Annotated in this window: 11 protein-coding genes; 8 read left to right on the top strand and 3 right to left on the bottom strand. The window is 67.8% G+C overall.

All coding sequences use genetic code 11. The annotated features are described in order from the left end of the window. Window positions 1–79: 79 nt before the first annotated feature. Window positions 80–754 carry an acyloxyacyl hydrolase gene (locus S2M10_RS02515; RefSeq protein WP_168844706.1) on the top strand — a complete coding sequence of 225 codons (675 nt, stop codon included), beginning with the start codon at window positions 80–82 and terminating at the stop codon, window positions 752–754. A 27-nt stretch (window positions 755–781) separates the two neighbouring features. Here the strand turns inward: S2M10_RS02515 and S2M10_RS02510 are convergent, their stop codons facing one another. The 3 genes from S2M10_RS02510 to S2M10_RS02500 all read right to left on the bottom strand — a co-directional run bounded on the left by S2M10_RS02510 (window position 782) and on the right by S2M10_RS02500 (window position 3,523). After that, window positions 782–1,171 carry a DoxX family protein gene (locus S2M10_RS02510; protein ID WP_168844705.1) on the bottom strand — a complete coding sequence of 130 codons (390 nt, stop codon included), beginning with the start codon at window positions 1,169–1,171 and terminating at the stop codon, window positions 782–784. 4 nt (window positions 1,172–1,175) lie between these two features. Further along, on the bottom strand, window positions 1,176–2,699 hold the full coding sequence (locus tag S2M10_RS02505) for a fumarate hydratase (protein WP_168844704.1): 1,524 nt from the start codon (window positions 2,697–2,699) through the stop codon (window positions 1,176–1,178). Window positions 2,700–2,773: 74 nt separating this feature from the next. Next, complete coding sequence (locus S2M10_RS02500; RefSeq protein ID WP_211090848.1) at window positions 2,774–3,523, bottom strand: EAL domain-containing protein; 750 nt, start codon at window positions 3,521–3,523, stop codon at window positions 2,774–2,776. Between the two features lie 164 nt (window positions 3,524–3,687). Here S2M10_RS02500 and S2M10_RS02495 point away from each other — a divergent pair, with 164 nt between their 5' ends. The 7 genes from S2M10_RS02495 to S2M10_RS02465 all read left to right on the top strand — a co-directional run bounded on the left by S2M10_RS02495 (window position 3,688) and on the right by S2M10_RS02465 (window position 14,696). Continuing rightward, entirely contained in the window at window positions 3,688–4,632 is a 945-nt protein-coding gene (locus tag S2M10_RS02495; RefSeq protein WP_168844703.1) for a hydrogen peroxide-inducible genes activator, read from the top strand. A 73-nt stretch (window positions 4,633–4,705) separates the two neighbouring features. After that, the gene (locus S2M10_RS02490; RefSeq protein ID WP_168844702.1) at window positions 4,706–6,397 is read left to right on the top strand and encodes an ABC transporter ATP-binding protein; all 1,692 of its coding nucleotides are present in this window, start codon (window positions 4,706–4,708) and stop codon (window positions 6,395–6,397) included. Further along, entirely contained in the window at window positions 6,381–7,442 is a 1,062-nt protein-coding gene (locus S2M10_RS02485) for an HlyD family efflux transporter periplasmic adaptor subunit (RefSeq protein WP_168844701.1), read from the top strand. Before S2M10_RS02490 ends, S2M10_RS02485 begins: the two co-directional genes overlap by 17 nt. After that, window positions 7,439–8,824, top strand: a complete 1,386-nt coding sequence (locus S2M10_RS02480; protein WP_168844700.1) for a TolC family protein — start codon at window positions 7,439–7,441, stop codon at window positions 8,822–8,824. Before S2M10_RS02485 ends, S2M10_RS02480 begins: the two co-directional genes overlap by 4 nt. 103 nt (window positions 8,825–8,927) lie before the next feature. After that, a complete protein-coding gene (locus S2M10_RS02475; RefSeq protein ID WP_168844699.1) occupies window positions 8,928–12,041 on the top strand; it encodes a response regulator in 3,114 nt (1,037 codons plus the stop codon). After that, window positions 12,026–12,898, top strand: a complete 873-nt coding sequence (locus S2M10_RS02470) for a CheR family methyltransferase (protein WP_168844698.1) — start codon at window positions 12,026–12,028, stop codon at window positions 12,896–12,898. Before S2M10_RS02475 ends, S2M10_RS02470 begins: the two co-directional genes overlap by 16 nt. Further along, complete coding sequence (locus tag S2M10_RS02465) at window positions 12,891–14,696, top strand: response regulator (protein WP_168844697.1); 1,806 nt, start codon at window positions 12,891–12,893, stop codon at window positions 14,694–14,696. The genes S2M10_RS02470 and S2M10_RS02465 overlap by 8 nt, the downstream gene beginning before the upstream one ends. Window positions 14,697–14,698 lie beyond the last annotated feature (2 nt).

The raw sequence follows: 14,698 nt of genomic DNA, 5'->3' as shown, positions 1-14,698 counted from the left end.
TCTGTTTGACGAAAAGATTTTGCTATCTTACACGATATCAGCGGCTGGGGGATAGTCGCGCGTCCTTGGGAGAACCCATATGATCGGCTGGAGAGGTTGCGCTTTTGGCGCAGGGTTGGCGCTCGTCTCGGGCACGGCGACGGCGCAGGTGGCGGGCGACAACACGTCACCCGTGCAGCGCGCCGAGATTGCGGTCGGCGTGTTCCGGCACGGCGCGAACTTTCATCCGCTCGGCAGCCGGCTGAGCTTCGATTTGCCGGAACTGCCGCCGGGGTATGTCTATGATGGAATGGAAGAAGATGGCACCACCGATGTGCAGATCGTCTATCGCAGCCGGCCGCTGCGGGTCCTGCTCAAACCCCGGCTGACGGGGAAGCTGCAGGTCAATACCGATGGGCGCACCAGCTTCGCCAGCCTGGGCGCGGAGTGGCGCCAGCATTTCCTGCGGAACCGGATCTATGTGCAGGGCGGCATCGGGGTGACCGTGATCGACGGCTACCGGTTCACGCCGGATCCGTTCCAGCCGGGCCTGTCGCCGGGCGAGGCCCAGCGACGCTATGCGATCTATATCCGGCGCACCTCCTTCGGATCGACGATATTGTTCAACCCGAATGCGTCGATCGGCATTCGGCTGGATCGCAAATGGGCGGTGGAATTGGCATGGGAGCATTACAGCCACCGCCAGCTCTTCTCCGAGCAGAACCCGGGTATCGACAATCTCGGGATCCGGCTGGTCCACCGCTTCGGGCGCTGAGCCGGTCGAGGATCGTCGGCAGGCGGGCTAACGCCGCATGCCGCCGGCCCATAGCGCCCACCAGCAGAGCAGCGGCTGCACGAACAGCCGCGGGGCATGATAGGCCCAGCCGAGCCCGGTGCCGGTCGAGAGGTCCTGCACCGCATGCTGGAGGTTCGCCGGGAACACGCAGAGCGCGTAAAGCGCGAGCATAACGCCGGCAAGCCTGCGCAGGCGCACGCTCAACAGCGCGAGGGCGCCGGCGATCTCGCACAGCCCGGTGCCTGCGATCACCAGCCCGGGGTAGGGCACCCAGGCGGGCGTGATGTGCAGGAACGGGCGCGGCAACAGGAGGTGCAGCACGCCCGCCAGGAGATACAGGCACGCCAGCACGATGCGCGCGCGGCGGCGCCACGGCGTCTCGGCGGGCGTGCCCATGGCATCAGGCCGACTGGAGCAGCTTCTCGCGGGCGATCTTCTCGCGCCACACCAGCGGGCCGGTGTGGTGGACGCTCTCACCGGTCGCATCGACGGCGACGGTGACCGGCATGTCCTTCACGTCGAACTCGTAGATCGCTTCCATGCCGAGATCCTCGAAGCCGACGACGCGCGCGCCCTTGATCGCGCGGGCGACGAGATAGGCCGCCCCGCCCACCGCCATCAGATAGGCGGCCTTGTGGTTGCGGATCGCCTCGATCGCCACCGGACCGCGCTCGGCCTTGCCGACCATCGCGATCAGCCCGGACTGCGCCAGCATCATCTCGGTGAACTTGTCCATGCGGGTCGCGGTGGTAGGGCCGGCGGGGCCGACCACCTCGTCGCGTACCGGATCGACCGGGCCCACATAATAGATCACCCGGCCCTTGAAATCGACCGGCAGCTCCTCGCCGCGCGACAGCATGTCCTGGATGCGCTTGTGCGCGGCGTCGCGACCGGTGAGCATCTTGCCGTTGAGCAGCAGCCGGTCGCCCGGCTTCCAGCTCGCCACCACCTCGGGGGTCAGCGTGTCGAGATCGACGCGGATCGATTCCTTCGACGGCGTCCATTCCACCTTCGGCCATTCGTCGAGGCTGGGCGGGTCGAGATAGACCGGGCCGCTGCCGTCGAGGCTGAAATGCGCATGGCGGGTGGCGGCGCAATTGGGAATCATCGCGATCGGCTTGGAGGCGGCGTGGGTCGGATAGTCGAGGATCTTCACGTCGAGGATCGTCGCCAGTCCGCCCAGGCCCTGCGCGCCGATGCCGAGCGCGTTGACCTTGTCGAAGATCTCGATGCGGAGTCGTTCGATATCGTTCTGGGGCCCGCGCTGCTTGAGCTGGGCCATGTCGATGTCGCCCATCAGCGACTTCTTGGCGAGCGTCACCGCCTTCTCGGCGGTGCCTCCGATGCCGATGCCGAGCATGCCCGGGGGGCACCAGCCGGCGCCCATCTTCGGGACCATCTCCAGCACCCAGTCGACGATCGAATCGCTCGGGTTGAGCATCGCGAACTTCGACTTGTTCTCCGAGCCGCCGCCCTTGGCCGCGAGCTCGACATGGACATGGTCGCCCGGGACCATCTCGACGTTGAGCACGCAAGGGGTATTGTCCTTGGTATTGACGCGGCTGAACGCCGGATCGCGCAGGATCGAGGCGCGCAGGCGGTTCTCGGGGTGCAGGTACGCGCGGCGGACGCCTTCATCGACCACGTCCTGCAGCGAGCGCTCGCTGTCCAGCACGCACTTCTGGCCCCACTGGATGAAGACCGTCACGATGCCGGTGTCCTGGCAGATCGGGCGATGCCCCTCGGCGCACATCCGGCTGTTGGTCAGGATCTGGGCGATGGCGTCCTTCGCGGCGGGGCCCTGCTCGGCCGCATACGCGTCGCCCAGCGCGCGGATATAATCCATCGGGTGGTAGTAGGAGATGTACTGGAGCGCGTCGGCGACGCTCTCGATCAGATCGGCTTCCTTGATGAGGACGGTCATGGATCCTGCCTGCAGAGAAATGGGCGCCCGGCATCGGGCTTCACCGTTCCTCTATAGGCCAAGTCGCGGCAGGACTAGGCCCCCGGGGTGATCGCGGGCAGCACGCCGAGTGCCGGCCGGGCATACCAATAGCCCTGGTGGTAGCGCACGCCGAGGTCGCGCAGCACGGCTGCTTCCTCGGCAGTCTCGATTCCTTCGGCGATGAGCAGCGTGTCGAGTTCCCTGCACATGCCGACCATCGCGCGGACGATCGCCTGGCGGCGCGGCTCGCGGTCGATGCCGCGGACCAAGGCCATGTCGAGCTTCACTTCGTCGGGCGCAAAGCGGGCGAACAGGTCGAGCCCCGAATGCCCCGCGCCGAAATCGTCGACCGCGACCTTGAAGCCGATCTGCTTGTAGGAATCGATGATGTTGGCGACATGATCGGGATCCGCGATCAGCTGGTTCTCGGTGAATTCGAAGATGAGGCGGTCGAGCGGCATCGCCACGGCGCGGGCGGTCTGCAGCGTCAGCTGGATGCAGGCGACCGGCGAATAGACCGCGTTGGGCAGGAAGTTGATCGACAGGCAGGCGCCGCTGTCCATCAGGCCGGCGGCCATCGCCGTTTCGATCGCCTTGACCCGACAGGCCTGGTCGAAGGCATAGCGGTTCTCGTCGGTAACCTGCGACAGCACGCCGAACGCACCCGATCCGTCTACGCCGCGAACCAGCGCCTCATAGGCGAAGGGCGTGCCGGTCTCGGTATCGACGATCGGCTGGAACGCCATCGCGAACGGGATGTCGAAATCGGTGCCGTCACGGCACCCCTGGCAGATCTTCCGCATTTCCATACGACCGTCCATAGACCGATATCGCTAACACAAACCAAATATGCGTTGAAATACCTACTTGATTCCCAACATATTATTGCGTGCGAGTGCAGGTTTGTGGCAATTCCGGTAAACAGCATAGTGACAGCGGCGGTGGATCTTCGCCATCAGGCGAGCCGATGATCGCGACTCCGCCGCCCCTGGACTTCGAGAAGCAGGTCACGCTGCGCCAGCTGCGCTATTTGGTGACGCTGGGCGGAGAAGGCAGCTTCACCCGCGCTGCGGCCCGCTGCGGCATCAGCCAGCCATCGCTTTCCCAGGCGATCCGCCAGCTGGAAGACGCCATTGGCGCGCCGCTGGTCGAGCGCGGCGCGCGCGCCTTCCTCACGCCGCTGGGGCGCGAAGTCGCAGTGCGTGCGCAGCGTATCCTGCTGGAGGTCCGCGATCTCGGCGAGCTGGCCGGCGGGGGCGATACCGCTCTGCTCGGCACCATCCGCCTTGGCGTAACGCCGACGATCGGCGCTTATCTGCTCCCGCGCCTCGTCGCGCGGCTGCACCAGCAGTTTCATGACCTGCGCGTTCATGTGCGCGAGACTCCGCCGGCCCAGCTGGTGGAGGGATTGGCGGCAGGCACGCACGACGTGATCCTGGCGCAGTTGCCGTTGCAGGCGCCCGGCACGCACGCCGAACGGCTGTTCCGCGAACCGCTCCATCTCGCCATGGCGGCAGACCATCCGCTGGCGGCGCGCACGGCGATCGGCACCGAGGATCTGGCCGGGCAGGATCTGCTCACGCTTCAGCGCGGCTATCGCCTGGCCGAGCAGACCATTGCCATCGCCGAGGAAGCGGGCGCCCGGGTGCGCGCGGAATATGAGGGCACCAGCCTCGATGCGATCCGGCAGATGGCAGGCATGGGCATGGGGTTGGCGGTACTCCCCGAGCTATATGTGCGTCAGGAGATCCGGCCGGGGGACGACGTGGTCTCACGGCCCTTTCGAAGCGGGCGACACTATCGCGAACTCGGCTTGCTGTGGCGCAGCGGGGTCGGTCGGGCACCGGCCTATAAGAGACTGGCGGAGGAGCTGGTTGCCTGTGTCGAGGATATAGGTATTTCCTATCGGTGATATAGCTGAGTAGCCATTGTTCTTATGGCTTCCCGCACGCACGTCATCGATCGTGAAGGGAGATGGTGGAGCGATGGCGAAACAGAGGATCGGCTGGGCGCAGGTGCGCGGCTGGCTGAACGAGGTGATCGGGCCCGATGGCGGCTATCTGCGCCTGGCGATGGTCTATGGCATCGCCATCAGCCTGCTCTCGCTGGCGACGCCGATCTCGGTCCAGCTGCTGATCAACAGCGTGGCCAAGATCGCGCTGCCGGCGCCGCTGATCACGCTGTCGCTGTTGCTGTTCACGCTGCTGCTGATCGTGGTGATCCTTGCGGCCCTGCGCGTCCACATCATGGCGCTGTTCGAGCGGCGGCTGTTCGCGCGGACCATGGCGGAGATCACCATCCGCGCGGTGCATGCCCGCAACCCCTTCTTCGCCGATGCCCGCCGGGTCGACCTGTTCAACCGCTATTTCGACCTGATGACGGTGCAGAAGAGCGTGCCGAGCCTCGTCATCGGCGGCTTCACCATCCTGCTCCAATCGGTGGTGGGGCTGGTGGTGACGAGCTTCTACCACCCCTTCTTCCTCGCCTTCAACGTGATCCTGATCGCGCTTGTATGGCTGATCTGGCAGCTCTGGTCGCCCGGCGCGATCCGCTCGGCGGTGGCGCTCAGCCATGCCAAGCATGATGCGGCGCGCTGGCTGGAAGGACTGGGCACCTCGAACGGCTTCTACAAGTCGAGCCGCCATCTCGATTTCGCGATGGACGGCTCGGAGACGATGACCGCCGCCTATGTCGCCGCGCATCGCCGCCATTTCCGCTTCAGCTTCACCCAGACCTGCGCCTATCTGCTGCTCTACGCCACCGCCAGCGCGGCGCTGCTGGCGATGGGCGGCTGGCTGATCCTGCAGGGGCAGCTGTCGATCGGCCAGCTGGTCGCGGCCGAGCTGATCCTGTCGGGCGTGTTCTACGGTCTCGGCCAGCTCGGCACCTATCTCGACGCCTTTTACGACATGGTCGCAGCGGCCGAGGAAGTCTCGCTGCTCTACGCCATCCCGCACGAGGCCCCCACGCGCAGCAGCGAAGCGCCCGGCAATGGCGAGGTGCGGCTGCGCGAGGTGGAGGCCGGCGACGCCCGTATCGACCTGACCATTTCCGCCGGCGCGCAGCTGGTCGTGGCGGCGGCGCCGACGATGGACGCCCGCCTGGCGATGCTGCTCAAGCGCAACCTCCAGCCCGATCGCGGGCTGGTGATGGTGGGCGGCGTCGATCTGGAAGCGCTCGACGTCTATCGCCTGCGCTCGGATGTGATCGTGCTCGATCGCCCGACGATCGTCGAGATCAGCATCCGCGACTATCTGGGTCTGGCCGGTGCCGGCATCCCGGCGGGCAGGGTGCTCGACGCGCTGGCGCTGGTCGGGCTCGATGTCCGCATCGGCCAGCTGCCCGAGGGGATGGAGACTCCGCTCGCCGCCTCGGGCTATCCGCTGTCGATCGGCGAGCTGATGGCGCTCAAGCTCGCCAATGCGCTGCTGGCGCGGCCCAAGGTGCTGTTGCTCGGCCCGCTGTACGACCTGATCCCGCCGCAGCGCCTGGCCGCCGCGCTCGATGCGCTGCGCGAGGCGGGCACCACCGTGCTCCTCTTCACGGGCCGTCCCGAGGCGATCCACCGCGACGGCTATCTGTGGCTGGGCAAGACCACCCAGGCGCGCTTCGAGACGCTCGACGCGCTCCGTGCCACCCTCAGCGAGCAGGAGGCACGCAATGCCTTTCCGGCCTGACCATATCGGCCATTTCCCCACGCTGGCCGGCATGCGCCCGCCGCGCATCGCCTGCGTCATCGCCTGGATGATCGTGATCGCCATCGCGCTGCTCGGGGTGACCATGGTCTACGTCCCCTGGGTGCAGACCGCGGCGGGGCGGGGGCAGGTGGTCGCGCTCGATCCGCACGACCGTGTCCAGTCGGTCACCGCGCTGGTGCCGGGCCGGGTCGATCGCTGGTTCGTCACCGATGGCCAGGCGGTGAAGAAGGGCGATCCGATCGCCAAGATCTCGGACAACGATCCCGAGCTGCTCGCCCGCCTCGCCGCCGAGCGCGACCAGGTGCTCGCCGAGATCGCGTCGGTGGAAAGCGCACGAGCGACGGCATCGATCGACGTGAACCGCGCGCGGACATTGTTCAACGAAGGGCTGGCGGCGCGGCGCGACTATGAACAGGCGCAGATCCGCGTCGCCGATCAGGGCGCGAAGCTCGCCGAATCGCGGGCCAAGCTCAACCGGATCGAGGTGTCGCTCAATCGCCAAGCGGTGCAGATCGTTCGCGCGCCGCGTGACGGCCGCATCCAGACGCTCAACGCCGCCGCCGGCGCGACGCTGGTCAGCGCCGGCACCGAGCTGGCGACGCTGGCGCCCGAGGGCGGCACCGAGCGCGTCGTCGAGCTGATGGTCGACGGGCGCGACATCGCGCTGGTGCGCCCCGGCCGCCGCGTGCGGCTGGAGTTCGAGGGCTGGCCCGCGATCCAGCTGAGCGGCTGGCCGTCCATGGCCTGGGGGCTGTTCGACGGGCGGGTGCGCTCGGTCGACCCCTCGGCGATGCCCGACGGGCTGTTCCGCGTGCTGATCGAGCCGATGCCGGGCACGCTCGCCTGGCCGGGGGACCGCTTCGTCCGCCTGGGCGCCAAGGTGCGCGGCTGGGTGCAGGGCGAAACGGTGCCGGTCGGCTATGAACTCTGGCGCCAGCTCAACGACTTCCCGCTCGAATTCGGCACCGCGGCCGACAAGGGCGAGGAGAAGAGCATGGACGTCTACAAGAAGAAAAAGAAATGATCCGGCTGCTGCTTGCCCTTTGCGCCCTGGCGTTCGCGGTGCCCGCCGCGGCGCAGGGGCCGCTTACCCTGGATCAGGTGCTGCGTTCCTCGGCGCAGAACGCGCCGCAGATCATCGAGGCGCTGGCCAGGCAGCGCCAGGCCGAGGGCAAGGCGCTGAGCGCCGAGGGGGCATTCGACGTGGTGTTCGACGTCGACGCCCAGACCCGGCCCTTCGGCTATTACGACGGCACGGTGGCGGAGGCGAAGGCCAGCCGCGCCTTGGACAATAATGGCGGCGGGCTCTACGCCGGCTATCGCGTCTCGCGCGGGCGGTTCCCGGTCTATGAGGACAAGGCCTACACCAACCAGCTCGGCGAGTTCAAAGTCGGCGCGGTCTTCTCGCTGCTGCGGGATCGCGTCACGGATGAGCGCCGCACCAAGCTGCGTCTGGCCGATCAGGATGTCGACGTCGCCCGGCTGGAGCGCGAGATGGTGGCGATCGGCGTGCAGCGCCGCGCGATGGGCGCCTATCAGGCCTGGGCGATCGCCGGACTGCGGCTCAAGGCCTATCGCGATCTGCTCGCGCTCTCCGAGAAGCGGCGCGCGCAGCTGGCGCGGCAGGTGCAACTGGGCGCCCGCCCGCAGATCCTGATCACCGAGAATGACCAGAACCTTGCCCGCAGGCGCTCGCTGGTCGCGCAGGCGGAGCAGAAGCTTGCCGAAACGGCCAATGCGCTGTCCTTCTTCTGGCGCGACGCCAATGGGGCGCCGCTGGTGCCGGCGCTCGAGCAACTGCCCGATGCGCTGCCGGAGCTGGCGATCGCGCCGCGCAAGGCGGGCCCGATCCTGCGGCCCGACCTGAAGACCGTGCTGGTGCGGATGGACCAGTCGCTGGCACGCCTCAACCTGGCAGAAAATGACCTCAAGCCGCGGCTCGATGCCCGGGCCGAGCTGGGCAAGGATGTCGGCGCGATCGGGCTGGGTGGTCCGTCGCGCACGCCGGCCGAGGCGATCGTCGGCGTCAAATTCTCGGTGCCGCTGGAGCGTCGCTCCGCCAGGGGCCGCATCGCCGAGGCACGGGCGGAGATTGACGGCCTGCGCACGCGCCACCGGATGCTGGAAGAACAGATCGCCATCGAAGTGAAGGGCATCGCGATCGGCATCGAGGGCGCCGACAGGGTCGCCGATCTCGCCGGGCAGGAGGCCGAGCTGGCGGGCAGAATGGCGGCAGCGGAGCAGCGCCGCTTCGACATGGGCGCGAGCGACTTCTTCCTCATCAACCAGCGCGAGGAAAGCGCGACCGATGCGCGACTGCGCGCGCTCGATGCGCGCTACCAGGCGCTGGTCGCGCGTGCCGATCTCGCGGCGGCGACCGCGGACCGGGCCGTGTTGGGCCTTTGACGATGCGGCGGCCGTGCGCCGCCGGGCCGCCAGGCAGTCGGGGTTGCGACGGAAGGCGAAAGGCGGGTAGCTACGGCCCCAGCCTATCCCCTTGAGTTTCCATATGTCGCTCATTCCGCGCAGCCGCACGTCCTCCGTCCCCCTCTATGCAGGCCTCGCCGCGCTGCTGGTGCTGCCGTTCGGTGCCGACACGGTGCTGCCGCTCGGCACCGCGACCTGGGCGGGCTATCTGCTGCCGACGGTGATCGCCTATGTGGCGCGGCGACCGGTGGTGCCGCTCATCGTGGCGGCGTTGGCGACCCTGCTCAATTTCGCCGGTTTCACCTTGGCCCCGCCGGGCGTCGATCCGCAGGTGGTGCTGATCAACCGCGTCCTCGGCACCGCGATCATCTGGATCCTCGCGGGCATCGGCTTCGCCTTCATCCGCAACCGCCTGGCGATCCGCCGCGAGGAATGGCTGCAATCGGGGCAGGTCGGGCTCGCCAAGGCGGTCGCCGGCGAACTGCCGCTCAACGAGCTTGCCACCGCCGCGCTGCGCTTCCTCGCCGATTATAGCGGTGCACAGGCGGGCGCCATTTTTGTGCGCGATCCCAGCGGGGCGGGCTTCCGCCGCCGCGGCACCTACGCCGTGCCGGGCGAGGCGCCGCTGCCCGAATGGGTAAAGCCCGGCGAGGGCCTGCTCGGCCAGGCGATCGCCGATCGGCGGCAGTTCGTGCTGGAGCAGGTGCCGGAAGGCTATCTCTATTATGGCTCCGGCCTGGGCCAGGCGCAGCCGCGGACGCTGCTGATTGGGGTCACCGAAGCGGACGGCGAGATCAACGGGGTGATCGAGCTGGGCTTCTCCGGCGCGGTCGATGCGCAGGTCCGGGCGCTGCTGGACCGGATCAGCGGCCAGCTCGGCGTCTCGATCCGATCGGGCAAGTACCGCGCCCGGCTCCGCGACCTGCTGGAGCAGACGCAGAAGCAGGCGGAGGAGCTGCAGGTCCAGAGCGAGGAACTGCGCGTCAACAATGACGAGCTGGAGGCGCAGAGCCGCGAGTTGCAGGACACCGCCGCCCGGCTGGAGGCGCAGCAATCCGCGCTTGAGCAGAGCAATGCCGAGCTGGAGGCGCAGACCCGCGCGCTGGAGCTGCAGCGCGACGAACTCGCCCGCGCGCAGGGCTCGCTGGAGCAGCAGGCGGCCGACCTCGAACAGGCCAGCCGCTACAAGTCCGAATTCCTCGCCAATATGAGCCATGAGCTGCGCACGCCGCTCAACTCGCTGCTGATCATGGCACGGCTGCTGGCGGAAAACCGTGCGGGCAATCTCAGCGCCGAGCAGGTCCGTCACGCCGAGACGATCGAGACCTCGGGCAACGACCTGCTCACGCTGATCAACGACATTCTCGACATCTCGAAGATCGAGGCCGGCAAGCTCGAACTCCAGCCGCGCCGCGTCCGCATCGCGCCGCTGCTCGACAAGCTGAAGGCGGTGTTCGGGGCCTCGGCCAGCGCCAAGGGGCTGGAGTTCCGGATCGAACAGGCGGCGGGTGCGCCCGGCGAGATCGAGACCGATCCGCAGCGGCTGGAGCAGGTTCTCAAGAATTTCCTGTCCAATGCGATCAAGTTCACCGCCAAGGGCGAGGTGTCGCTGGGCGTGACGCGGCGGCCGGACGGTCGGATCGCCTTCACCGTGCGCGACACCGGCGTGGGCATCCCGGCCGAGCAGCAGCAGGTGATTTTCGAGGCGTTCCGGCAGGCGGACGGGACGGTCAGCCGCAAATACGGCGGCACGGGCCTGGGCCTGTCGATTTCGCGCGAGCTGGCGCGGCTGCTCGGCGGCGAAGTGCTGGTCGAGAGCGAGGCGGGGGCGGGAAGCGCCTTCTCGCTCGTGCTGCCCGAAGCCTATGACCCCGCGCTGGTGCAGGCGGCGGCGCCGCTGCCGAGCCCCAGCCCGGCACCGGTCAAGCCGCAGCCCTCCAATCCCAAGCCCGGCCGCCGTCGCAGCGCCGAGCCGACCGAGGACGATCGCGAGAAGCTGTCGGGCGATTCCCGCGTGATCCTGATCGTCGAGGACGATCCGGTGTTCGCGCGGATCCTGTGCGACATCGCGCATGATCTGGGCTTCCAGTGCCTGATCGCCGGCACTGCGGACGAGGGCGCGCTGCTCGCCCGGCAATATGTGCCCAACGCGGTGATCCTCGACATGAACCTGCCGGACCATACCGGCCTGTCGGTGCTCGACCGGATCAAGCGCGACGTGCGCACCCGGCACATCCCGGTGCACGTCGTCTCGGTCGACGACGACAGCCAGGCCGCGCTGTCGAGCGGCGCGGTCGGCTATCTGTTCAAGCCGGTGAGGCGCGAGCAGCTGGTCGACATGCTGGAGGGGCTGGAAGCCCGCATGTCGCAGCGGATGCGCCGCGTGCTGGTGGTGGAGGACGACGCGCAGCAGGCGGAAAGCGTGAAGCAACTGCTCGCCTCGCGCGAGGTGGAGACGGTGCAGGCCCACTCCGCCGCGCAGACCTTCGAACGGCTCGGCCAGGAGACGTTCGACTGCATGGTGCTCGATCTCAACCTGCCCGACGCCTCGGGCCTCGACCTGCTCGACCGGCTGAGCGAGGACGACAGCGTCGGTTTCCCGCCGGTGATCGTCTATACCGGCCGCGACCTCAGCCAGGACGAGGAGCTGCGGCTGCGCAAATATTCCAAGTCGATCATCGTCAAGGGCGCCAAGTCGCCCGAGCGGCTGCTCGACGAGGTGACGCTCTTCCTCCACCAGGTCGTCTCCGAGCTGCCCGAGCCCCAGCAGGCGCTGCTCGCCAAGGCGCTGGGCCGCGACGCCGCGCTGGAAGGCCGTTCGATCCTGGTGGTCGAGGACGACATCCGGAACGTTTATGCGCTGACGAGCATTTTTGAGCCCCATGGGGTCAAGGTTCGCATCGCCCGCAACGGCCGCGAGGCGCTGCACGCGCTTGACGAATCGGCGCGCCATCTCGCCGATCCGGTCGATCTCGTGCTGATGGACGTGATGATGCCCGAGATGGACGGCCTGACCGCCACGCGCGAGATCCGCAAGCAGCCCTGGGGCAAGACGCTGCCGATCCTGATGCTCACCGCCAAGGCTATGGCGCGCGACCAGCAGGAATGCCTGGATGCCGGCGCGAACGATTATCTCGCCAAGCCGCTCGACATCGACAAGCTGCTCAGCCTGGTGCGGGTGTGGATGCCGCGGTGATCGATGAAGCGATTCTGCCGCACGAGGAGATCGAGCTCGACCTGCTGCTCGAAGCGATCTGGCGGCACTATCAGTACGACTTTCGCGGCTATTCGCGGGGCTCGCTGCACCGGCGAATGGAGCGGGCCTGCCAGCGTTTCGGCTGCGCGGGGCTTTCGCAGCTCCAGCACCGGCTGCTGCGCGAACCGGCGGTATTCGCCGAACTCATGGGCTTCCTCACCATCCAGGTGAGCGAGATGTTCCGCGATCCCGCCTATTTCCGTGCGCTGCGCGAAAAGGTGGTGCCGCACCTGCGCACCTGGCCCTCGCTCAAGGTATGGATCGCCGGCTGCGCCAACGGCGAGGAATTCTACTCGCTGGCGATCCTCTTCCGCGAGGAAGGGCTGGAGGACCGGACGATCTTCTATTGCACCGATATCAGCCCGGCGGCGCTCGCCAAGGCGGAGGCGGGCATTTTCGATTTGGCACGGATTCCGCAGTTTACCGAGAATCATCGCCTTTCCGGCGGGCATAGTTCGCTTTCCGATTACTACACGGCGGCCTATGGTGGCGCGGTGTTTGACAAGAGCCTCCGTGCCCGCGCCGTCTTCGCGGAACATAGCCTCGCCACCGATCAGGTGTTTGCCGAGGCGCAGCTGGTCTCCAGCCGCAATGTGCTGATCTATTTCGATCGTGACCTGCAGGATCGTGCGCTCGGGCTGTTCGGCGAGTCGCTGGTGCGCGGCGGTTTTCTGGGGCTCGGCGCTCGCGAGACGCTGCGTTTCTCGCGCCATGCCGATGCCTTTGCCGATTTCGACGCAGGCGAGCGCATCTATCGGCGCAACACCGCCCAAGTGCAGGTGACGACTGATGCGTGACCCCGTGAAGGTCCTCGCCGTCGACGATGTGCCCGAAAACCTGATCGCGCTGCAGGCCCTGCTCGCGCAGGAGGGGCTGGAGCTGCTGACCGCCGCCTCGGGCATGGAGGCGCTGGAACTGCTGCTGGTGCATGACGTGGCACTTGCGCTGCTCGACGTGCAGATGCCGGGCATGGACGGCTTCGAGCTCGCCGAGCTGATGCGCGGCACCGAGCGCACCCGGCGCGTGCCGATCATCTTCCTCACCGCCGTCGCCACCGACGAGCGCCGCCGCTTCCGGGGCTATGAGACCGGCGCGGTCGATTATCTGCTCAAGCCGGTCGATCCGCAGATCGTCCGCAACAAGGTGGAGATTTTCGTCGAGCTGGCGGCGCAGCGGCAGGAGATCGCCCGCCAGCGCGACCGCCATGCCGCAGCGCTCGCCCGGTTGAAGGCGCATCGCGACAATTCGCCGCTCGCGATCGTCGAATTCGATGCCGAGCAGCGGATCATTGCCTGGTCCGCCGGGGCGGAGCGGATGTTCGGCTGGCGCGCGGTGGAAGTGTCCGGCCTGCGCCCCTCCGAGCTCGAATGGCTGGATGCCGAACATGCCGCGCGGTTCGACACGATGATCCGCGGGATGATCGCCGGCGAGCATGTCCGCGACATGCGGCCGCTGCGCATGCGGACCGCGGTGGGCGTGACCCTCGACTGCGAGGTATATGGCTCGGCGCTGCTCGGGGCGGACGGCTCGCTGCTCTCGGTCAACACCCAGATCCTCGACGTCACCGATCGGGTACGTGCGGAGGAAACCCAGCGCTTGCTGATCGGCGAGCTCAACCACCGGGTGAAGAACACGCTTGCCTCGGTGCAGGCGATCGCCACGCAGACGCTGCGCCATTCCTCCGGCCCGTCGGACTTCGCGCCGACCTTCATCGGCCGCATCCATGCGCTCGCACGCGCCCATTCGCTGCTCAGCAGCACGACCTGGCAGGGCGCCAGCCTGCAGGAACTGGTCGAGGGGCAGCTCCAGACGGGCACCATCGACCCGGCCCGCATCGATACCGGAGGGCCGGCCGTCGATCTCGCGCCCGAGCCGGCGCTGCATCTCGCCCTGGTGCTGCACGAGCTGGCGACGAACGCGCACAAATATGGCGCGCTTTCGGTGCCGGACGGTCGTGTGGCACTGCACTGGGGCGTGCGCGGCGGCATGCTGGAGGTGGACTGGCAGGAAAGCGGGGGACCGGCCGTGGCCCCGCCGACCCGGCGCGGTTTCGGCACCGCGCTGATCGAACGCAGCCTCAAGGCAGAGGGGGGCAGCGCAGTCCCGCGCTATGGCGATGCGGGCGTCGCGTGGAAGCTCACCATCCCCTATGCCAGTGCAGTCCGCCTGCGGGGCGAAGCGCGCGGCGGCCACAAGACGATGCCGATGCTGCCCCCCGGCGGCAATGCGGCCTTGCTCGGCAAGCGCGTGTTGATCGTGGAGGACGAGCCGCTGGTCGCGATGGAACTGGCCACGATCCTCGCGGACCTCGGCATGACGGGTGCCGGCATGGCCTCCACGGCCGAAGAGGCGCTGGCGGCGATCGCGGATACCGAGGCTGACGCCGTGCTGCTCGACGGCAATCTGCAGGGTGCGTTGGTGGACGAGGTGGCCGTCGCGCTGGTCGCGCGGAACATCCCTTTCCTCTTCGTGAGCGGCTATGGGCGCGACCATCTGCCGATCGGCCTCGATTCGGTCGTCGTCATCGAAAAACCGTTCGACGCGCGGACGATCGCCGCGGCGCTGCACCAAGTTCTGGTGACGGCCGGCGCCTGAGC

It is taken from the genome of Sphingomonas sp. S2M10, from assembly GCF_012650175.1.
Classification (GTDB): domain Bacteria; phylum Pseudomonadota; class Alphaproteobacteria; order Sphingomonadales; family Sphingomonadaceae; genus Sphingomonas.
Note: the sequence above shows the minus strand (reverse complement) of the source record. Positions and strands in the feature narration are given on the sequence as shown.

Bases quoted from the DNA above. Each gene is read 5' to 3' on its own strand.
- S2M10_RS02495 (WP_168844703.1), top strand. From the start codon at position 3,688: ATGATCGCGACTCCGCCGCCCCTGGACTTCGAGAAGCAGGTCACGCTG.
- S2M10_RS02480 (WP_168844700.1), top strand. From the start codon at position 7,439: ATGATCCGGCTGCTGCTTGCCCTTTGCGCCCTGGCGTTCGCGGTGCCC.
- S2M10_RS02475 (WP_168844699.1), top strand. From the start codon at position 8,928: ATGTCGCTCATTCCGCGCAGCCGCACGTCCTCCGTCCCCCTCTATGCA.
- S2M10_RS02500 (WP_211090848.1), bottom strand. From the start codon at position 3,523: ATGCGGAAGATCTGCCAGGGGTGCCGTGACGGCACCGATTTCGACATC.
- S2M10_RS02490 (WP_168844702.1), top strand. From the start codon at position 4,706: ATGGCGAAACAGAGGATCGGCTGGGCGCAGGTGCGCGGCTGGCTGAAC.
- S2M10_RS02505 (WP_168844704.1), bottom strand. From the start codon at position 2,699: ATGACCGTCCTCATCAAGGAAGCCGATCTGATCGAGAGCGTCGCCGAC.
- S2M10_RS02515 (WP_168844706.1), top strand. From the start codon at position 80: ATGATCGGCTGGAGAGGTTGCGCTTTTGGCGCAGGGTTGGCGCTCGTC.
- S2M10_RS02485 (WP_168844701.1), top strand. From the start codon at position 6,381: ATGCCTTTCCGGCCTGACCATATCGGCCATTTCCCCACGCTGGCCGGC.
- S2M10_RS02465 (WP_168844697.1), top strand. From the start codon at position 12,891: ATGCGTGACCCCGTGAAGGTCCTCGCCGTCGACGATGTGCCCGAAAAC.
- S2M10_RS02510 (WP_168844705.1), bottom strand. From the start codon at position 1,171: ATGGGCACGCCCGCCGAGACGCCGTGGCGCCGCCGCGCGCGCATCGTG.